The organism is bacterium (Candidatus Blackallbacteria) CG13_big_fil_rev_8_21_14_2_50_49_14, from assembly GCA_002783405.1.
Classification (GTDB): Bacteria; Cyanobacteriota; Sericytochromatia; order UBA7694; family UBA7694.
Genome location: PFGG01000004.1, coordinates 33,671 through 53,208, shown reverse-complemented (window position 1 = coordinate 53,208; position 19,538 = coordinate 33,671). Strand labels below are relative to the sequence as shown.

Genomic DNA, 19,538 nt, shown 5'->3' with positions numbered 1-19,538 from the left:
CAGTTCAGGCTTATCAGTTGTGACCGCTCAGCTTGCTCAAGAGCCTGTCTGCATAAATAATCGAAACAAGGTAGAATGTATTAATATACTCGGTTAGGATTGAGAAATTAGCATGAAAAAATCACTTCTCGCACTCTCTGTATCACTCGTCTTTCTGGCTGGCTGCCAGAATACGCCTGTCAGCCCCACTCCCTCTCCTTCACCGACGACTGTTCCTACCCCCTCTCCCTCTGCTCCCCCGGTTTTTGCCGGTGAAACGACTTTAAAAGGCTCAATTGCGCTCGATGCCTTGGCGGTCATCGTTGAAGTTTCAACTACCGATGGCGCGTTTCGCAAAGCGGTCGAATCCACCAATAAAAACTACAGAATGGGCAGCGTCCCTGTCGGCAAACAGGTCCGTGTTCAAGCGCAATATAAAAATAATCCCCGCGTGATTCTCAGTGGGCGTATGGATATTACTCCCGAACAACGCGAAAAAGAAACCACACTTAACCTGACACTTGAAAGCACAGCCACTGATTTAATTTATGCCAAAGCAGCTGAATTAAATATGTCCACACTCTTGGCTTTGCCTGTCGCTCAGTTTGAAGCCAATGAAAAGCTGACCAGCCAGCGCCAAGCCGTACTTCAGGTTCTGCAAAATATTATGAAAACCCCGATCGATGCCCAAATGCAAGCCCTGCAAAGCCATCCTGATCTGGTCGCAAAACTGAAAGAAGCCGTGCCCGCAATTGAAAGCATTTTGAGTGGAAAACCTGTTACCCTGCCCTCTACAGAGCCTACGGCAGCTCCCTCAGGCACTCCAACGACAGCCCCGAGTGCTCCCAGCGTCTTTACGCCGACCAAATTACTGCTCAAACCAGGCAAAAGCGTAACCATCGCCAAAGATACCAGCTTAAAACTGTGGGTGGTGGGAATGGACGATTTTGGGCGCACCCAGAACATTACACCGCTGTGGGTGCCCGGCGCCAACAGTGCCAATGCGGATCTCACTGCAGCAGGCGTCTTTACCCCCCGCGCAGCAGGTACCTATAGTTATACTGCCACCTCTGGCAATCTCTCAGAAACACTCAGTATCACGGTCACTGACAGTGAACTGGATTCATTAAGTCTGATTCCTGACACGAATATCACCCTCGACAGCAACGTTCCCTTTGAGCTCAAAGCAGAAGGAAAAGACAAAGCAGGCAATACAGTCACCGTCACTCCCTCCTGGGAACTGAGCAATAATTTCGTCGGCACGGTAGATGAAAATGGCGTATTCAAAGGCACACAGGCAGGCCGCGTCGACCTAACCGCCCGGGCCAGAAGTTTTTCAGCCACAATCGCGATTACGGTTCAGTCCAACTCCTCATTTTTTCTTGAAATGAATCCCAACAGCCCCGTCATTCTGACAGGAAAAGATCAAGCCATTCAAATTCTGGCACAGGATTTGGCCACCAATGTTTCGGCTTTTGCCTTTCAATTCTCAGTGCTTGACAGCAGCATTGGCCAATTTTTAAGCCAAGACAGCAGCATCAGTGGAATCAATCCCACTGCAACCTTTCGTGCCATGAAGCCGGGAACCACGGAAATCCGCGTTCGCGATATTCTTTCCAATGTCACCGCCACCTTTCCGATTACCGTCGCAGACAATGTACCCTTTATCTCCAGCATGTCACCAGCGACGCCTGTGGTACCGGGCCAAACGATTACCTTGAGCGGAGAAGGCTTTTCACCCAACCCTTCTGAGAATCAGGTTTTTTTTAACCGTATTCAGGGAAGCGTCCTTTCTTCCACACCCAGTCAAATCGTAGTAACGGTTCCTATTGGTGCATTCAGCGGCCATGTCAGCATTACCTCAAGTGGTCGCAAAGGCAATGGTATTCCCTATGTCATCAGCCCCACCCTGCAGAATATTATTCCGCAGGAAGGCATTGAAGGCGCACTTGTGACCTTGACAGGTCAGTACTTCTCTACCGATAACCCTGCCCATAACGCGGTTTTCTTTGGCAGTCAAAAGGCGAGTATTCCGCTAAATGTCACGGGTTCAAGTATGCAGGTCATCGTGCCCAGCAATCTCGGCAGCGAAGTAGACGTCTCAGTTCGCGTCAAAGGCCAATTGAGCAATTTCCAGAAGTTCACCGTTTCGGGTGCCAACCTGCCCAATTGGGATGAACGTCTGGCGGCTCCCACCTCCCGTTCAGGAGCACAGGCCAATGCCATCAGTGGCAAGGTCTACGTAATCGGGGGCGCTCAAAGCGACCGCAGCGACAAACTTGAAGCTTACGATGTCACCACCAATACCTGGTCAACCCTCTTGCCCATGCCCTCCAGCCGTGCAGATGTCGCAACCACGGTTCTGGATGACCGTATCTTCGTGATTGGGGGTTCAGGAGAATCCAACCGCTTGGATCGCTATGACCCAGCCACCAATACCTGGCTCAATCTTCAAGGCATGACCACCGGACGCTCCGGCGCAACGGCCGTCACCTACCGAGGAAAAATCTATGTGATTGGCGGCAACGGTTCAAATGGCCGGGTGGTAGAGGAATACAATCCCGATACCAATAAATGGACCACCAAACGCAATTCTCCCAGCCGCCGCTTCAATGCCGGTTCTGCCGTTTATAACGGCAAGGTCTACGTCTTTGGCGGTGGAGAAATCGCAGAAGATCGCGTCAATGCCTACGATGTGGATAAGGATGAATGGATCACCGCACTGGCCCCCATCCCCAAACCCGTTACCAAGGCCCAAGTCGTTCTGATCAACAGCAAAGCCTACCTAATTGGTGGAGAAGATCAAAACGGTGTTGAACAGGATTCCGTTTATGAATATGACTTCGTCGCAGACAAATGGCGGACCCTGAAACGCCTGCCCTCTGCCCGTGGAGGAGCCGCCGTTGCCGCCTATGGCTCACGGATTTATGTCATTGGTGGTTTTGACTCCAATAACAATACGGTCACTACCACCTTCCGAGGAACCCTTTAAAGGGCATTCAATCAATATCAAAAGGCCCCGGAAATTCCGGGGCCTTTTTGCATTTCAATTATTAAAAATCGGGTGCTCAAATAGCTAGGCTTGCTCTTCTTTTTTTTCATTCTGGCCCAGATCCTGCATCCAAAGATTGATCAGGGAATCTTTTTCCTGTTTTTTTTCGGCGTCAGATTTTTTACGCAATTCTTTGGTGTCTAAATCATTTTCAGGTTTTTCAGAGCGCTGTTCAGCTGAACTCATTGTTTTTCCTTTCTAAACTTCGATTAAACGAATTTTCTCATAGCGGTAGGCATCTATAAAATCAACCAAAGCCCGCTCCAGCTCAAAAATTTCGGTATTGGAAAAATGTACGGCCAGACTCGGCTTCTCTTCAAAGGCCAACTCATTTAAAAAACGATAGCCCTGCTGCTTAAGCTTCGCACGCAAAACAGAATCAAGCGTTAAGTAATCAATCTCTACAAAATCACAGGGTTCTGGTAGAGCCGGACATAAGAGAGAGGCGTTGGCCTGGCGATCCAGGTAAAAATCCACACGCGCAAAAATTACCTGAATTTCAGCGTCAGACAAACCCATCGTCTGTAGAGCAGAAATGCTGACAGCCGCCAGAGCCTCAGGAGAATCAAACCCGGCCTGAACCAAGGGCTTCAAGAGCGCTTCATCCAGGCCCAATGGGCTTAAGTCAGACATGAACACATGCCTTATTTATTTCCCAATTTAACACGGGGGTCGACTGCAGCATAGGAAAGGTCGGTCAAAAGATTGGCGACCACGATCAAGGCCGAGGTAAATAAAACGGTTCCCAAGACCACGGGAATATCTTTCTGACGCAAGGCTTGAACAGCCAAGCGCCCCAAACCAGGCCAGGCAAAAACAGTTTCAGTCACAACGGCTCCCCCCATCAGGAAAGCCAAATCCATGCCCACATAGGTAATCACGGGAATCAAAGCATTGCGCAGGGCATGTTTAAAAATAACCACTTTCTCAGTCAGGCCCTTGGCACGGGCTGTGCGGATATAATCCTGGCGAATCACTTCCAAAAGAGTAGAACGGGTCAAGCGTGCGACAATCGCAATGCCACGCACCCCCAAAACCGAAGCGGGTAAAATCAGATAGCCCAAATAACCAGGCCAGCCCAAAGAAGTGACTTCAATCGTATTCAAAGGAAAGATATGAAAAATATGTACAAAGAGCAAAAGCGCAATCAAACCCACCCAAAAACCCGGTGCCGAAACGCCCCCAATCGCCGCAACCATCAAAACCCGATCCAAAAGCGAGCGCTGCTTGATCGAAGAGATAATGCCCACGGGAATACCAATCACCGTCATAATAATCACGGATAAAAGTGCAAGATTGAAGGTCAGGGGAAAGGCCTCAACAATCGAATCAGTCACTTTTTTACGGGTAATAAAACTCTGCCCCAAATCGCCTTTGACCACATTGCCCAAATACAGACCATACTGCTCATAAAGCGGCTTGTCCAAATTCAATTGCGCACGAATTGCAGCCTTGGTTTTTGCATCCCCTTTTTCTCCCATAATGGTAGCCACCGGGTCTCCGGGCACAATATACAGAAGCGCAAAGGTAATGGTGAAAATTCCGATCAGCGTTACGGGAATCAGTAAAAGCCGCTTAATGATATACTCCAGCATATTTTCCCCTTCAGTTTAATTGGGCAGTTGGGTCAGGGCCTGATTGAGACGCTGCAAGCAGCGCTCCCGCCCCAACAAAACAATGCTTTGCTGCAAATCAGCTCCCGCTGTACGCCCTGTTAAGGCCGCACGCAAAGGCCACATGATGTCTTTCATTTTATAGGGCAAACTGCCTTTTTGCGCTTCAAAAACCTCATGAATCGCTTCGGTTGACCAGTTGATCAAGTTTGAGAAAGCTTTCTCAAAAGCCATCAGCACATCCTGCGCAGAAGCCAGGGAAAAGGCTTTGGCGGTCTGTTCAGGATCAAACTGGGGAGACGTTTGCCAGAGAAAATCTGCCTGTTCAATCAAGTCAGGCAAAAGTTTGGCTTTTTCCTGAACCAGTGTAATCACGCTTTCCTGCCAAGCCTGATCTTGGGATTCTGTGGCCAATCCAGCTTGCTTGAAAAAGGGCTGGAGGCGTTCTAAGAGCACCGCAGGTGAAAGCTGGCGCAGCCACTGGCTGTTCAACCAAGTCAGCTTTTCAATATCGAAGATCGCCCCACTCTTGGTCACATTTTCAAGATTAAACAATTCTGAAAGCTCCTGAAGCGAAAGCACTTCACGATTTTCAGGCGCAGACCAACCCAAGAGCGCCAGGTAATTGACAAGGGCCTCGGCCAGAAAACCCTTTTCAAGGTATTCAGAAACAGAGGTCGCGCCATGGCGTTTTGAAAGCTTGGATCGGTCAGGAGCCAGAATCATCGGCAAATGCCCAAAGGCTGGCAGATCGGCTCCCAAGGCCTCGTAGATCAAAATCTGTTTGGGGGTATTGCTGATATGATCTTCTCCCCGCAAGACATGGGTAATCCGCATTTCCACATCATCGACCACCACCGCGAAATTATAAATCGGGCTGCGATCGCGCTTGGCAATAATAATATCGCCAATCAAATCACTGTGAATCTCAATCTTGCCGCGAATCAGATCCTCAAACACCACAGGCTTGGAAGGCACCTTTAAGCGCCAAACAGGGGTTTCCCCAGCCTGAATACGGGAATGAGCCTCAGAAGGGCTTAAATGACTGCATTTTCGACTGTAGACATAGGTGCTTCCTGCCTGCTCGGCCAATTGGCGTTCTGCTTGCAGATCAGCTTCCGAACAAAAACAGGGATAGACTTTTTCTGTGGCTTCGAGTTGCTCCAAAGCCTTGAGATAAAGCGGGCCACGCTCAGACTGAAAATAAGGGCCATAGGCCCCCCCAGCCTCTGGACCTTCGTCCCAGCTCAGCCCCAAGCCTCGTAAACCGGCAAAAATATTGTCGGTATAACGGGCTTCTGAACGTTGCTGATCGGTATCTTCAATACGCAGTATCAGCGTGCCGCCATGGCGACGGGCAAAGAGATAATTAAAAAGTGTGGCACGGGCCGTGCCGATATGCAGATTCCCGGTAGGGGAGGGAGCAATGCGCACACGGATCGAAGCGGGATTTAAGTTCATGAATGCATACCTTTTACTTCATTCAGTATAGACCAGAAAAAAACAAATTCCTAATCCTTGAGCGCCTTGCGCAGGATGGGAATATCCAAAAATTTGGGCAAAAACCAATTTGCACGACCAAAAAGTTTCATCAAGGCCGGCACCACCATCAAGCGAATAATCGTGGCATCAATAAAAATCGCAATCGCCAACCCCAAACCAAACTCTTTGATCACAATCAGACGGGCAAAAGCAAATCCAAGAAAAACGAGAATCATGATCAAACCGGCACTGGTAATAATCCCGCCTGTTTTTTCCATTCCAATCGCAATCGCCTCTTCGGTATCGGCTCCCGCATCATATTCTTCTCGGATCCGATTGAGTAGGAAAATTTCATAATCCATGCTCAAACCGAAAATGATACAAAACAAAATCAAGGGAGAAACCACCATCAGAGCTTCAGGCAGAACATCGATGCCCAAAATATGGGCTGCAAAACCCTTTTGAAAAACCAAGACCATACAGCCATAGGTGGCCGTAACCGAAAGCAAATTCAAAAAAACCGCTTTTAAGGGCAGCAGAATTGAACCAAAAGAAAACATGGTTAGAAGATAAGTTACAATCACGGTCATAATCACAATAAAAGGAAAATTATCATAGATTGCATCCTGCATTTCAACAGGAATCGCGCTCATCCCCCCCACCATGATTTCAAGATTGGGGAAATGTGTAGCCACCTGATCTCTGAATTCACGGATATCGCGGATCGTATTCATATCCGCACTGCTTTCGGTAATACCATAGCCGTCAAAAGCATGGTACATCACCAAGGCCCCTTGGGATTCATCCTGGCTGATATAGGGCAGACTGACAGCAGGCTGGAAAAAGCGCATATTGGCAATGCCCCCGTATCCCGCAATCGTATTGTAAAGCGGCAAATGGGCATCCAGCGGTTGGGAGGTATTGACCAGCCCCACCATACTGATAATCGGTTCCTGGTTTTGAACGGCCTGCATAAACGAATATGCATCCCGCAGATTTTTTTCGAGCCAGATCGGTGATTTGTCTTTGGTTGAAAAAGTGACAATAATCGGCGCAAACTTATACTTGCCATCGATATCCAAAAGGCGCTCAAAGCCCTGCTTGGTTTCCATGGAGTCGGGCATAATCCGAATCGTGGTGTTCCAGAGTTTCATTTCAAGTGTAAACAGGCTTAAACAGACCAACATGCCAATCGAAACAATTCCAAAGAAGAGCGGACGGGACATAATATAACGGGCCCATTGATACCAGAACCGCTTTTGGCCCCAAGCCTCTTTGGCCATACGCACCAAACGGCGAGGCGTATTGATACGGTCTCCCAAAAGCGAGAGCACAGCAGGTAAAAGCGTCAACCCCAACAGAATCGTTACAAAGACCACCAACAAACCGCTCAGGCCCAGAGAATGCATAAACACCACATTCGGAATCAAAAGTGCAATCAGGCCAATGCTCACCACAGTGCCCGAATAGAGAATCGTGCGCCCCGCAGATTCTACCGTGCGGATCGCAGCTTCCTCTTTGCCATAGCCCTTATCAAAAAGCTCTTCACGGAAGCGATTGACCATCAGCAGGGAATAATCGATGCCAACACCCAAGCCGAGCATGGAAACAATATTCTGGGAGAGGGAAGTGATTTCTAAAAAATGAGCCAGAATAAACAAAATACCCAGGGTCAGAAGGGTACTCATCATGCCCATCAAAAGCGGCAGGCCCGCAGCCACCAAACCGCCAAAGGCAAAAATCAGCACCACGCCGACAATCGGCAAAATCCGCTTTTCGGTATTGAACCCATCCTTGGCGCTGACCGTGGTAATTTCACGCCCAAACAGAGGCCCTCCGGTCAAACGCATTTCAAAACCTTTGGGCAGTTCCACTTTTCGCAAGGCCTCGGTCAAATGCAGGGCCAAGACATCGGCGTCTTTGTAATTGCGGGCTTCAAGCCCAATATAGACAAAGGTATTGCGATGGTCTTGGCTGAGCATGCTGGGATCCTGCTGGAAAGAAACGGGAGGGGCCGCCCCTTTTACGCTCTGAGCAACTTTGATATAGCGCTCTATCAATTGGCTGTAGACGGGGTCTTCAACTTTGTTTTGCGTGCTTTTTAAGACAATCAGGATATTGTAAAGATATTGTTCAGGAAACTCCTTATTGAGCAAAGCTTCCTGACGGTACATTTCCCCACCTTTGGCACTGGTCACTTCTCCCTGCAAAACATTGTGAAGATGGGTACTGGCATAAAAAGCTGGAATCAGCAGGAGAATCCAGAACAGAATAATATACAAACGGAAGCGGACCACAAAGGTTCCGAGGCGAGTGAGCATAGTTGATTCCTATATTGTTTGCAGCCAGAATGCAAGGGTTAGCAATGCGTGTGACCTGAAAGGACGCTCTATTATACCAGGACTCTACTCAGCTCTGGGATTCATTCTCAAGAAAGAGTGCCAGGATATTGTCTTCACTGTGGTCAGGATCCGTATGAATAAAGTCGATAATCTCCTGAAGAGAAGCTGGCAACTGCGCATAGGGCAAATGGCTGAGAATTTTTTGAGAGGCCCCCTGCAAAATCTGCAAAATTTCTTCCTGACTGAGATCTTGCCCTGCCAGTGCCTTGCTTAAAATAGGCACAATCTGGGTTGATGATTGAAGTGCATTTGAAAAACAATAGTCTGCAAGTTTCTCACTCAACAATTGGTTCTGGGCTTCGTTTAAGGGCAGTCCGTGCAAAATTTGTCGGCTGATACTCAGCAATTCAACCGCCGTTTCAGGGTGATGCAGATATTGCAAAGCCAGGCCCTGAATTCTGCCACTGGCCCCAGGTAAAAGTCCCTGATGCTGTTGTAACATCTCAAGCGGATATTGTAAATCTGTCAAAGACAAGGTGGGCAATTCAGGCTGACGTAACCAGCTGGTAAACATGCTCGGCAAAGGTACCAAAGCCCCCCAGAGTTCTTCAAGTAAATCCAAATCCTGGGGTTCCAAGCCACGCTGATAAAAGACCTTGTCAAATAATGCATAACCCGCCTTGATCTGCTGAAAATCATTCCCTGCATTGAGCTGTAAAGGTCGAATCAAACCGTGAAAAAAACGGGGAGGAAAAAGTTCAAACAGAGTTTTCCATTCAGAAACATCAAGATCCAAAAGCGTATGTTGATCCAAAGGGTAGCGCTGCCCAGAGATCAGGCTATCGAGCACTTTGCCCAAAACACGGTGAAGTTTATAGGGCAACGTACTGCTGCCATGCAAAACCGTATCCACCAGATGCTGGATCTCGGTATAGGTCATTTCGCGTTCCTGCACAGCAGCCGATTCGGCGGAGTAAGCCTGCCCTGATTTGCCAGAGGCCTTGCCTTGTTTTTCTTCTGAGGAATCGCGGGAATTCGAAGAATCAGAATCTCCGTCTAAAATCGCTGATTCAGGCTCCAAGCCCAATTCGGGTAAATCATCGGCAAGATCCAGGCCTAAATCCTGCAAGTCCATTTGATCTGAAAGATCGTCAAGCTCCCGCTCCGACACCTTATCCTCTTCTCCGGGAGCGGCCTCCTCCCATTGCTCAACAAGGTCTTCCATGACCTCTTCATTTTCAAGCAAATCTTCTTCATAGGACTCTTCGCGAATCTCAAGCAGCTCAGACTCTTCTTCTTGAATTTCAAGATCCTCTTGGGCATCTAACTCATCTTCAGTCAAATTTACAGGGTTCATGCTGAGCATCACAGGAACAGCAGAAGATGGAGAGGGTTGAGGTGTGGCAAGCACAGCAGAGCCCAAGGCCTGTTCAAGCAAGGCCTGAAAAGCAGGAGAGTCTTGATTCTGACCCGCCCGAGCAGGCTGATAGCCAGAAAAATCAGATTCAGAACCACGGATATCAATGCGCATACCTGTTATTGTATAGGATAGCGCCCCGTGAAATAAAGGAGAGTCACGTGCAAATTTCAAACGATTTGATCATTTTGGGAGAAACTCCCGCCAGCAGCCTCTTGGCACTCTTGGTCGCGCGCTCGGGTCAAAAAGTGACAGTCGCAGGGCCCACGGTTCCTGTTTCACTTTGGGCACTGGCAGAATCTCCCTATGATTGGTTTGGCGAAACACCAGCCGCTTGGCCTGAAAGCTGGCTGCAGGAAAAATGCACAGGCCTTGTCAGCTATCTTGAAAGCGGTGAAACCTTACTCACAGCCTGGCCCACCCATATTTTGGACTTTACAAAAGTTCAGCGGCAGATGCGCGCTGATGCACAGGGTTGGGGTGTAAACTTCAGCAAAGACCAGGAATTTATTTCAGAAGCTCAACCTTCCACACTGATCCTGGATCTGCGTCCAACAGACAAAATTGAAGCGGGCTACTGGTTTTGGCAAACAGAAGCCGCGCTGATAGCGCCGGGGATGCTTGAATTTTTTCAAGGAAATCGCTTGTTGGTCTGGACACAAAGTCTGGGTCCCAGCACCCTGGCTTTGGCAGGAACAGCCCAAGCCCCTCCCGATCTGCACAACCTGCTTCCCGATCTAGCGCTTGAAGGAATCCCCCCCCAATTTCAAGCGTTCTGTCTCCCGAATGCTCAAGCCCAACTGCACGAGAATACGCTTACGCTGCCAAGCCCACAAGGAGATATCAGCCCCCTGGGAGCGGTGCACCAGACCCTGCTCTTGCTCTGGGCACGCTATGCCGGTTTGCAACTGGCGCAATATGGCTGTCAAGACAAAAATGCCAGAGGCCGTCTATGTGACTATTGGAGCAAACTGATCACCGGCACACAGCACAGATACGAAAAATATTATTTTTTGCGATGATCTCTGCTGAATCATCTGGCTTTTTGCTATGCATTGCGCTAAGATACTTCTTTGTCTAAATACACCCAACCTTATAATCCGAGTCATCGGTTATACCCCGTGGTTTGCCTGTGGTTAGCCTGTGTTTTGACCCCGTTCAAAGCCGATCTGTACCTGTACTGGCATCTATGCTTGTACTTGCCACTGTCTGGGTGAGAACGTATAATTCAGGTTAAGAGAAAGATTAATTTATGGGAAAAGAAGACGTTATTGAAATGGAAGGCGCGATCCAGCAATCGCTTCCGAACGCCATGTTTACTGTGAAGCTGGAAAACGGCCATGAAATTCTCGCCCATATCTCCGGGCGGATGCGCAAAAACTTTATTAAGATCCTGCCAGGGGATCGGGTAAAGGTCGAGTTGTCTCCCTACGACCTGACCCGCGGGCGGATCACGTATCGATTGAAATAAGAGAGAAGAAGATTATGAAAGTACGCTCATCTGTCAAACCGATTTGTAACAAATGTCGTGTAATTAAACGCAAAGGCCGTGTGATGGTGATTTGTGAAAATCCAAAACACAAGCAGCGCCAAGGATAATCTTTGCGAACAGAATGAAAAGGAGTTAACTGGACGTATTTATGGCACGTATTGCAGGTGTGGATTTGCCACGCAACAAACGCATTGAAATTGCGCTGACTTATATCTTTGGTATTGGACTGAAAACAAGTCAGGGAATTCTGACGAGAACAGGTATCAACCCTGATACCCGTACACATCAGTTATCCGATGACGAAGTCGCTCGTCTGCGCGAAGAAATCGACAATATCCGGGTAGAAGGTGATCTTCGCCGGGAAGTTCAATTGAATATTAAACGCCTGATTGAAATCGGCACTTTTCGAGGCATCCGTCACCGTCGCGGTCTACCCGTGCGCGGCCAAAGAACTCGGACCAATGCTAGAACCCGTCGCGGCGTTCGTAAGACCGTTGCCGGACGTGGACGGAAATAAGGAGAGAAAGAGCAGATGTCACGCAAAGCCAAATCAACCGCTAAGCCCCGTCGCAAAATCAAACGCAGTGTCAGCAAAGGTGTGGTTCATATTCAATCCACCTTCAACAACACCATCGTTACGATCAGCGATAGCCAGGGGAATACCATTTCCTGGGCAAGTGCCGGCACCGTCGGTTTCAAAGGCGCAAAGAAGGGTACTCCCTTTGCCGCCCAGTCTGCTGCTGAAAATGCAGCCCGCACCGCCATGGATCATGGCCTGCAAGAAGTAGATATTTATGTGAAGGGTCCTGGTTCAGGTCGCGAAACCGCCATCCGTGCCTTACAGTCAGTGGGTCTGGGAATTTCCCGTATCCGTGACGTAACTCCTATCCCCCACAACGGTTGCCGCCCGCCCAAACGGCGCAGAGTCTAAGAGATAGACTCATTACCTCTGGAATGAAAGGTTAAACGCTGAATACCTATGGAAAACCCAACCATTGAGTGTGTGGAATCCTTTGAGACGACCGATGGTCTCTACGGCAAATTTGTAGCCGAGCCTCTGGATCAGGGTTATGGTACCACCCTTGGTAACTCCCTGCGTCGGGTCTTGCTTTCCGATTTGGAAGGCGCAGCAATTACTGCCGTCAAAATTGACGGTGTTTTGCATGAATTTTCTGTGATTGAAGGCATGGTTGAAGATGTTCTTGACGTGATCATGAACCTCAAAAAAGTTGCCTTTAAATCCTATGGAGAAGGTCCTAAAATTGTGACTTTGTCCATCAAAGGGCCCGCGAATGTGACCGCTGCGGATATTGTCTGTGACAGTGAAGTAGAAGTGGTTAACAAAGCGGCTCGTTTGGCCACCCTTCAGGATGGTGCCCAATTGGAAATGGAAATGCGTGTTGAAAAAGGCAAAGGCTTCGTGCCTGCTGAACAAGTTCGCCGTGAGGAACTTCCTCTGGGCTGGCTCCCCATTGACGCCATTTACATGCCCGTGCACCGTGTCAATTACAAGGTTGAAAATACCCGCGTGGGTCAGATCACCAATTTTGACAAACTGATCCTGGAAGTCTGGACCGATGGCAGCATCGCTCCCGATAAAGCTATCAGCACCAGTGCCGCCATCCTTTCTGAAAAGTTCCGTCATTTTACGGTTCTTTCTGGTGAAGGCATGTCTATGGTGGGCAGCCTGATGGCTGAACAGGAAGATGAGCCCAAAAAATCCAAGGAAGAAGAGATCAGCATTGAAGAGCTGGAACTCTCTATCCGTGCCTATAACTGCTTGAAGCGTGCCAATATCTTTAACCTGTCAGATCTGCTCAAGAAATCTGAGCGTGAACTGATGGATATCAAGAACTTCGGTAAGAAATCTGCTGAAGAAGTCATTGATAAAGTCAAAAGTATGGGTTATCTGCTCCGCAGCGGTGGGCGTAAAAAAGACGATGATGATGAAGACGCAGACGAGGAGTAAACTGATCCATGAGACACAAGAAAAAACGTCATAAACTTGGCCTGCCGGCCGATCAGCGCCGGGCCCTCCTGCGCAGTCTGACCACCCAGGTTTTGAAGCATGGCCGTGTGGAAACCACCGAAGCCAAAGCAAAAGCTGTGAAAGCTGAAGTTGAGCGGATGATCACCCTTGCCAAACGTGGCAAAGAAGATCTGAATGCCCGTCGTTTGGTATCTTCCTACCTGCTGGAAAACCGTTCCAGCAAACCCGTGGTTTTGACCGTGGAGAAGAAAGATATTGTAGACGAAACCAAATATCGCGTGGTCAAGCGTGATGAGAAGTCCAAACAGGTAAAGGCACGCGAAAAAACAATCGCCCAGCGCCTGTTTGAAACCATTGCCCCTGGTTATGCCGATCGCAACGGTGGTTATGTGCGTGTATTGCACCTGCCCCCCCGTCGTGGTGATGGCGCTCCCATGGCTCTGGTTGAGCTGGTCTGATACTTAAAGCAGATGTTTGAACAGGCAGCCTCTGGGCTGCCTGTTTTAATTTGGAGAACAAAACCATGAATTTTCCGGCCCCCTATCGTGAACTCTTTCCGCATACTCAAACCCAGATTTATCTCAACCACGCGGCGATCAGTCCTTTTTCCACCCGTGTGGTTGAAACTTTGAATGAGTATATTGCCCAACGGCACCTCACAGAAATCGAGAACTATTTTTCCTTTCAGCCCAAACTGCAGGAAGCCCGTGAGCGACTGGCCCGCCTCTTGCATACCCATGCCGACCGGATTGCCTTTTCTCAAAATACCTCCGGTGGCTTCAATATTTTAGCTGCCAGTTTTCCCTGGCAGCCCGGTGACCGCATCCTGCTCAACCGTCTGGAATTTCCCGCCAATGTCTATCCCTTTGAAAACCTGCGCCATCTCGGTGTTGAAATTGATTATGTCACCCCCCGTGGCCACTATCTGGCACTTGAAGATTTTGCCGCCGCCATGACCCCTCGCACCCGTCTGCTTTCGGTCAGCCAAGTTCAGTTTTTAAGCGGCCAACGCATAAATTTGGAAGGTTTAAGCGAACTTTGCCATGCACACGGCACCTGGTTGAGTGTCGACAGTATCCAAGCCCTGGGAGCTACCGATTTGAATGTCGAAACCCTCGGCATTGATTTTGTCTCCTGCGGTGGACACAAATGGTTGATGGGCCCTGCTGGTGCAGGCTTTTTATATATTTCCAAACGCCTGCAAGCAGAACTCAAACCCGTTTTTGCAGGCTGGCTGAGTGTGGAGAACGAATGGGATCTTTTGGATTATGAACTGAAATTCCGTGGCGATGCCTGCCGTTTTGAAACAGGCACGCTCAATTTTCTGGGCATTGCGGGTCTGCATGCCGCACTCGGTTTGTTTGAAGAAATCGGCATGCACACGATTGAAACCCATATTCTGTTTTTAACGGCCTGGCTGCGGGACGCCTGTGAAGATCTCGGTCTCAAAGTGATTACCCCCGCCCATTCTTCAGAACGCCTGGGAATTTTAACCCTCGATCTGCCTCCGGCACAGGCCACCCACCTGTATGAAATTCTGACCCAGAACAAGGTGGAATGTTCTCTGCGTGAGGAACGCTATCTGCGTTTTTCACCCCATTTTTACAATACCCAGACCGAACTGGAGCGGGTGCTTGAGATTCTCAAGGCGGCGCTTGAATAGATAGGTTTAACTTGACTTTAAAATTAAATTTTGATTAAATAATAATTAAGTCTATTTAATTTTTCATGCGGGGAGCCTCTCGATTTATGCAAGCCATTCAACCTCAAGCCCAAAGTCTCCCCCAACCGTCCCCCACTCGCCTGAGCCGCCCGCCCCTCAGCCCTACTCAGGCCGAGATCCTGAGCCACAAAGATCAATACCAGAGCGATTCACGCTTCCCCTGGCCAACCAGCCCCCCTGGCCCCCTGAGCGCCTCTCTGCTCGAACAGAGCCGCAAAGCCAGCCCTGCTGAGATTCAAGCCCTACTCAAAGCCATGCCCCTGATGGGCAGTCAGGGGCTTTTCAGCCCCGGCGAAGAGCGCTCACCCCACCATATGATCCGCACGGCTTTGGCCCTGGCCCTCAAAGATGGCAAGCTCGAAATTGGTGAAGCACTTGAATTGCGCGGTCTGCTCCTGCAATTGCCCCGCCCTGAGCGCGATAAATACCGCCCCCAACTGGCAGCCCTGAAACTCGACAGCGAAGTCACGCCGATTTTACGCGATCTGGATCTCAACCCCGCAGATTATGCAGCAGACTTCTCTCCCGCAGAATTCGCTCTGCTCGATTCAGCTGAATTCAAACTGATCTTTTCAAACTTTACAGTGCTGAACCGTGCCGAACAACGCCAGGTGCTGGATGAGCTCAAGGTTTACCTTCAGCATTTTCCCAGCCTCTTGCCCAGCCTGAATGCCATCGCCAATGACAACTACGGCGCTGGTTTTCAGTTTTTCTTCGTCACAGGCGAAACCAATGCCCGCTTTGATACGGTGCTGCCCAAGGGCACGGCTGGGGTGATCATGCCAGGGGCCCATGTGGTCAAAGATCCCCTGCTGGGACTGGTCGCCCGTAAAATTTCACTGCGCATGCTCGACCGTGGCGGCATGTTGCGGGACTATATCCCCCACGGCGTTTTCAGCCATGAATTCGCCCACGTCATTCACCTCAATCTGCTCAACGATGATCAACGGGATGCCGTGAAAAACCTCTACAGCCAGGCCTGGCAAAAAGACAAGAAAACCCAAGGCAAAGAGGGCTTTATTACCTCCTACGCCAAAACCAATCCTTACGAATATTTCGCTGAGGGCATGGAAACCTATCTGACCGGGGATAAAACCCTTTTGCAACGCAAAGACGCCGCCCTCTATGCCCTGATTGACCAGCTTTTGGCGCCCGGTAAAACCCATTCAGGTTCAGATGGCAACCTTTTCACCGACCCCGAACGGATCCACCTGGTGGCCTCCAGCCAAGGAGGGCGTATTTTGGCGGGTGTGGGTATTTCCCGTGAAAGTGATCTCTTTTCTGTGCGCCATTTTGAAGGCGGTGTCACCCAGGAATTGCAGCTGCTGGGGGGAGATCAATCCGGTCTGGCACGAGCTTCACTGGGGCTGAAAGCCGCCTGGAAACCAAGCGACAGCCCTGCCGGTGTCTATGCCACGGTGGGGGCTGTCGCCCAGGCCGGCATGTTGGGCGCGAAAGTTTCTGCAGGCGCAGGCGGCTATGCCGGTCTGGGTGTAGATTATCACCATTTCAACGCCGAAGTGCGCCAAAACTGGATGGCCGGGGTCAATACACCCCCAGCCACCGAAGTGCGTGTAGGTTTCCGCTGGGAATTTTAAGCTATTTGGCTTTGCCCTGATTGGCCACACCGCTGATCGCAGCCTGAACTTTTTCAGGATCTCCCAGATAATAATGGCGCAGGGGTTTTAAATCTGCATCTAGCTCGTAGACCAAAGGAATCCCCGTGGGAATATTCAGGCCCACGATTTCAGCTTCAGGCACCCCATCGAGATATTTCACCAAGGCACGCAGACTGTTGCCATGGGCCGCAATCAAGACCTGACGGCCCGCTTTGATGGCAGGAGCAATTTCTTTTTCCCAATAGGGAACGACTCGCTCCACGGTAGTGGCCAGACTTTCTGTCAGCGGCAATTCAGCTTCAGACAAACCCGCATAGCGGGGGTCATGCCCTGGGTAGCGCGCGTCGCTTTTTTCAAGCTCAGGAGGGGGCACATCATAACTGCGCCGCCAGACTTTGACCTGATCTTCGCCATGCTGGGCTGCGGTTTCGGCCTTGTTCAAGCCCTGCAAAGCCCCATAATGGCGTTCATTGAGCTGCCAAACCTTGCGGACCTCAATCCAGACACGGTCCATTTCATCCAAGGCCATCCAAAGCGTGCGAATCGCGCGCTTTAAAACCGAGGTAAAGGCCAAATCAAAGGCAAAACCTTCAGCTTTGAGCAAGCGCCCAGCTTCAGCGGCTTCGGCCCGGCCTTTTTCAGACAAATCCACGTCTGTCCAGCCCGTAAAGCGGTTTTCACGGTTCCATTCACTTTCGCCATGGCGCAGAAGTACAAGTTTATACATGAGAGGACCCTTTCTCTGTTAATCACAGTCCAGAGGGCATTATAATACAAAGACCCTATTTCTATTTGAGCGATTGAAAACGCCATGAGTTCCAAGCTAGACCCCGCCATTATTGAAGAAATCCGCCAACGTGCGGATATTGTGGATATCATAGGGCAATATGTAAGCCTGAAACGCACAGGCCATCGCTACAAAGGTCTGTGTCCCTTTCACAATGAAAAAACGCCTTCCTTTGTGGTCAGCCCCGAAAAACAGATTTACAAATGTTTTGGTTGTGGGGCCGCTGGCAATGTGATCTCGTTTCTGATGAGCCACAATAACCAGTCCTTTATGGAAGCCATCAAGGATCTGGCCCAAGTCACGGGCGTGCATCTGGTTTTCTCTGAAACCGCCGAAGAAGAAGAAATCTTTCGCAATACCCTGCGCCGCATCAACCAGGAAGCCAGCCTGTATTTTGAATGGGCCCTGAACCACCCCGAATATGGCGCAGAAGGCCGGGCCTATCTGCAAACCCGAAAAATCAGCGAAGAAATGCAGAAACGCTTTCAATTGGGTTTTGCAATCAACCACTGGAACGCTCTCTATGACCACTTGCGCGGCAAGCATTTCAGCCAGGAAGAACTTGAAAAAAGTGGTCTGTTTGGCAAATACGACCACAAGGAAGGGCATTATGACCTCTTTCGCCACCGCCTGATCTTTCCAATCGTGAGTGTCAATGGTGAAGTTTTGGGCTTTGGCGGAAGGGCCCTGAGCCCGGACGTAGCCGCCAAGTATATCAACTCGCCTGAAACAGAAATTTACCAGAAGGGCCAGCATGTCTATGGCCTGAATCTGGCCAAGAAAGCTATTCGTGAGCGGGATCAGGTGCTGCTGATGGAAGGTTATCTGGATGTTATCACCGCCCACCAATACGGTTTTGAACATGCGGTCGCAGGTTTGGGAACGGCCCTGACCCCCATGCAGGCCCGACAGGTGCTGCGCTTTACCGACAGCCAGCAAATCGTGATGTGCTACGATGCCGACCCAGCCGGCCAAAAAGCCACCGATCGGGGCGCGGATATTCTCCATGAAGTCAGCGCAGACATGCATATGCAAATCAAGGTGATTGAAATTCCCGACCGCGAAGACCCTGACACCTTTCTCCACCAACGCGGGGCGGAGGCTTTTCAAGCGGTTCTGGATCAAGCCCTGCCCCTGATTGAATACCGTTTAAACAAAGCCTTGGAAGGCTTTCAGCTTGACAGCACGCTCGACAAGGCCCTGGCCGCCAAAGCAGCGATCACCATTTTAAAAACCATCCGCGAACCGGTTTACCGCGATGAATCAATTCGCCAGGTCGCAGCGCGCCTGCAAGTAGACGAAGGCGTGCTGCGAGAACAACTGACCCAGGAAATCAAGAAACCGGGACGTTCCAAAAAAAATCGGTCAGCTTCTGCTGAGGCAAGTGGCAAAAACCCAAGGTCTGCTTTTATTTCTGCCGAAGCCCGTGATAAACTGTATGGGTCAGAATCAGGCCTGTTGTATCTGATACTCCAGTATCCAGAACGTCGGGAGCAAGTGGTTGCCGCTGTTCGGGAGCTGGTCTTTGTAGACACCCTGCATGAATATCTGCGCCAGTATCTGGTCGACCTGCATGAACAGGGCTATGCCTTTGAATGGCAGCAGCTGTTTACGGTCTTTCCAGAAGTAGAAATTCATCGGCGTCTGGTTGAAATGATGGAGAGTGAGCAGCTTAAAAGTCTTAACTTTGATAAATCGTTGGCTGATTTTATCAGAAATGTTAAACTTGAGTGCCAGAACCGTCAAATCAGTCAACTCAGTCAGCAGATCCAGCAAGCGGAAGCCGAGCAGGATCAAGAGAGTTATTTGCTGCTGATGAAAGATTATATGGAGCAGATGAAAGTGCTGGCGCAACTGCGACAGACAGGTCTGTAAGCGTCTGAAAATAGATTCAGCCTGAAGGAGAGATACAGGATTTGACACAGGGTCACAGTAAACGCAAGAAGTCAAGCAATCAAGATTATGATGCGCCCCGCCACCGCGAAGACGAAGATGATTTGCCCGGTGTGGGTGAGCAGGTCGTGGTAGGTGCCGGTCTGGCC

At 49.8% G+C, this 19,538-nt stretch carries 17 protein-coding genes; 11 read left to right on the top strand and 6 right to left on the bottom strand.

The genetic code is table 11. The features are described 5' to 3' along the window. Positions 1-112 precede the first annotated feature (112 nt). A complete protein-coding gene (locus COW20_00350) occupies positions 113-2,971 on the top strand; it encodes a hypothetical protein (protein ID PIW51127.1) in 2,859 nt (952 codons plus the stop codon). 258 nt (positions 2,972-3,229) lie between these two features. Here COW20_00350 and COW20_00345 read toward each other — a convergent pair whose 3' ends face one another. The 5 genes from COW20_00345 to COW20_00325 form a co-directional block, all read right to left on the bottom strand. After that, positions 3,230-3,664 (bottom strand): hypothetical protein, encoded by a 435-nt coding sequence (locus COW20_00345; protein PIW51126.1) that lies wholly within the window; start codon positions 3,662-3,664, stop codon positions 3,230-3,232. Between the two features lie 11 nt (positions 3,665-3,675). Next, positions 3,676-4,626, bottom strand: coding sequence for a peptide ABC transporter permease (locus tag COW20_00340; GenBank protein ID PIW51125.1), 951 nt, complete (start codon positions 4,624-4,626; stop codon positions 3,676-3,678). Positions 4,627-4,641: 15 nt separating this feature from the next. Next, positions 4,642-6,105 carry a glutamate--tRNA ligase gene (locus COW20_00335; GenBank protein PIW51124.1) on the bottom strand — a complete coding sequence of 488 codons (1,464 nt, stop codon included), beginning with the start codon at positions 6,103-6,105 and terminating at the stop codon, positions 4,642-4,644. Between the two features lie 50 nt (positions 6,106-6,155). Then, positions 6,156-8,447 carry a hypothetical protein gene (locus COW20_00330; protein PIW51123.1) on the bottom strand — a complete coding sequence of 764 codons (2,292 nt, stop codon included), beginning with the start codon at positions 8,445-8,447 and terminating at the stop codon, positions 6,156-6,158. Between the two features lie 88 nt (positions 8,448-8,535). Continuing rightward, on the bottom strand, positions 8,536-9,999 hold the full coding sequence (locus COW20_00325; GenBank protein PIW51122.1) for a hypothetical protein: 1,464 nt from the start codon (positions 9,997-9,999) through the stop codon (positions 8,536-8,538). Positions 10,000-10,046: 47 nt separating this feature from the next. On the opposite strand from COW20_00325, the gene COW20_00320 reads away from it, so the two are divergent. From COW20_00320 to COW20_00280, 9 genes are all read left to right on the top strand, one after another. Then, the gene (locus tag COW20_00320) at positions 10,047-10,907 is read left to right on the top strand and encodes a hypothetical protein (protein ID PIW51121.1); all 861 of its coding nucleotides are present in this window, start codon (positions 10,047-10,049) and stop codon (positions 10,905-10,907) included. Positions 10,908-11,137: 230 nt separating this feature from the next. After that, positions 11,138-11,356 carry a translation initiation factor IF-1 gene (locus COW20_00315; protein PIW51120.1) on the top strand — a complete coding sequence of 73 codons (219 nt, stop codon included), beginning with the start codon at positions 11,138-11,140 and terminating at the stop codon, positions 11,354-11,356. Between the two features lie 14 nt (positions 11,357-11,370). Next, positions 11,371-11,484, top strand: a complete 114-nt coding sequence (locus COW20_00310) for a 50S ribosomal protein L36 (protein PIW51119.1) — start codon at positions 11,371-11,373, stop codon at positions 11,482-11,484. Between the two features lie 41 nt (positions 11,485-11,525). Beyond that, complete coding sequence (locus tag COW20_00305) at positions 11,526-11,894, top strand: 30S ribosomal protein S13 (GenBank protein ID PIW51118.1); 369 nt, start codon at positions 11,526-11,528, stop codon at positions 11,892-11,894. A 15-nt stretch (positions 11,895-11,909) separates the two neighbouring features. After that, positions 11,910-12,308 (top strand): 30S ribosomal protein S11, encoded by a 399-nt coding sequence (locus tag COW20_00300; protein PIW51117.1) that lies wholly within the window; start codon positions 11,910-11,912, stop codon positions 12,306-12,308. Between the two features lie 48 nt (positions 12,309-12,356). Then, entirely contained in the window at positions 12,357-13,346 is a 990-nt protein-coding gene (locus COW20_00295; protein ID PIW51116.1) for a DNA-directed RNA polymerase subunit alpha, read from the top strand. A gap of 8 nt (positions 13,347-13,354) precedes the next feature. Next, positions 13,355-13,825, top strand: coding sequence for a 50S ribosomal protein L17 (locus COW20_00290; protein ID PIW51115.1), 471 nt, complete (start codon positions 13,355-13,357; stop codon positions 13,823-13,825). A 65-nt stretch (positions 13,826-13,890) separates the two neighbouring features. Beyond that, entirely contained in the window at positions 13,891-15,030 is a 1,140-nt protein-coding gene (locus COW20_00285) for an aminotransferase (GenBank protein PIW51114.1), read from the top strand. A 65-nt stretch (positions 15,031-15,095) separates the two neighbouring features. Then, complete coding sequence (locus tag COW20_00280; GenBank protein ID PIW51113.1) at positions 15,096-16,688, top strand: hypothetical protein; 1,593 nt, start codon at positions 15,096-15,098, stop codon at positions 16,686-16,688. Between the two features lies 1 nt (position 16,689). On the opposite strand, the gene COW20_00275 is transcribed toward COW20_00280, so the two are convergent. Further along, positions 16,690-17,436 carry a 2,3-diphosphoglycerate-dependent phosphoglycerate mutase gene (locus COW20_00275; GenBank protein ID PIW51112.1) on the bottom strand — a complete coding sequence of 249 codons (747 nt, stop codon included), beginning with the start codon at positions 17,434-17,436 and terminating at the stop codon, positions 16,690-16,692. Positions 17,437-17,520: 84 nt separating this feature from the next. Here COW20_00275 and COW20_00270 point away from each other — a divergent pair, with 84 nt between their 5' ends. Next, a complete protein-coding gene (locus tag COW20_00270; protein ID PIW51111.1) occupies positions 17,521-19,371 on the top strand; it encodes a DNA primase in 1,851 nt (616 codons plus the stop codon). Positions 19,372-19,538: the final 167 nt, after the last annotated feature.

Excerpts from the sequence above, each read along its gene's own strand:
- COW20_00350 (PIW51127.1), top strand. The coding sequence starts at position 113 with ATGAAAAAATCACTTCTCGCACTCTCTGTATCACTCGTCTTTCTGGCT.
- COW20_00345 (PIW51126.1), bottom strand. The coding sequence starts at position 3,664 with ATGTCTGACTTAAGCCCATTGGGCCTGGATGAAGCGCTCTTGAAGCCC.
- COW20_00340 (PIW51125.1), bottom strand. The coding sequence starts at position 4,626 with ATGCTGGAGTATATCATTAAGCGGCTTTTACTGATTCCCGTAACGCTG.
- COW20_00335 (PIW51124.1), bottom strand. The coding sequence starts at position 6,105 with ATGAACTTAAATCCCGCTTCGATCCGTGTGCGCATTGCTCCCTCCCCT.
- COW20_00330 (PIW51123.1), bottom strand. The coding sequence starts at position 8,447 with ATGCTCACTCGCCTCGGAACCTTTGTGGTCCGCTTCCGTTTGTATATT.
- COW20_00325 (PIW51122.1), bottom strand. The coding sequence starts at position 9,999 with ATGCGCATTGATATCCGTGGTTCTGAATCTGATTTTTCTGGCTATCAG.
- COW20_00315 (PIW51120.1), top strand. The coding sequence starts at position 11,138 with ATGGGAAAAGAAGACGTTATTGAAATGGAAGGCGCGATCCAGCAATCG.
- COW20_00310 (PIW51119.1), top strand. The coding sequence starts at position 11,371 with ATGAAAGTACGCTCATCTGTCAAACCGATTTGTAACAAATGTCGTGTA.
- COW20_00305 (PIW51118.1), top strand. The coding sequence starts at position 11,526 with ATGGCACGTATTGCAGGTGTGGATTTGCCACGCAACAAACGCATTGAA.
- COW20_00300 (PIW51117.1), top strand. The coding sequence starts at position 11,910 with ATGTCACGCAAAGCCAAATCAACCGCTAAGCCCCGTCGCAAAATCAAA.
- COW20_00295 (PIW51116.1), top strand. The coding sequence starts at position 12,357 with ATGGAAAACCCAACCATTGAGTGTGTGGAATCCTTTGAGACGACCGAT.
- COW20_00290 (PIW51115.1), top strand. The coding sequence starts at position 13,355 with ATGAGACACAAGAAAAAACGTCATAAACTTGGCCTGCCGGCCGATCAG.
- COW20_00285 (PIW51114.1), top strand. The coding sequence starts at position 13,891 with ATGAATTTTCCGGCCCCCTATCGTGAACTCTTTCCGCATACTCAAACC.
- COW20_00280 (PIW51113.1), top strand. The coding sequence starts at position 15,096 with ATGCGGGGAGCCTCTCGATTTATGCAAGCCATTCAACCTCAAGCCCAA.
- COW20_00275 (PIW51112.1), bottom strand. The coding sequence starts at position 17,436 with ATGTATAAACTTGTACTTCTGCGCCATGGCGAAAGTGAATGGAACCGT.
- COW20_00270 (PIW51111.1), top strand. The coding sequence starts at position 17,521 with ATGAGTTCCAAGCTAGACCCCGCCATTATTGAAGAAATCCGCCAACGT.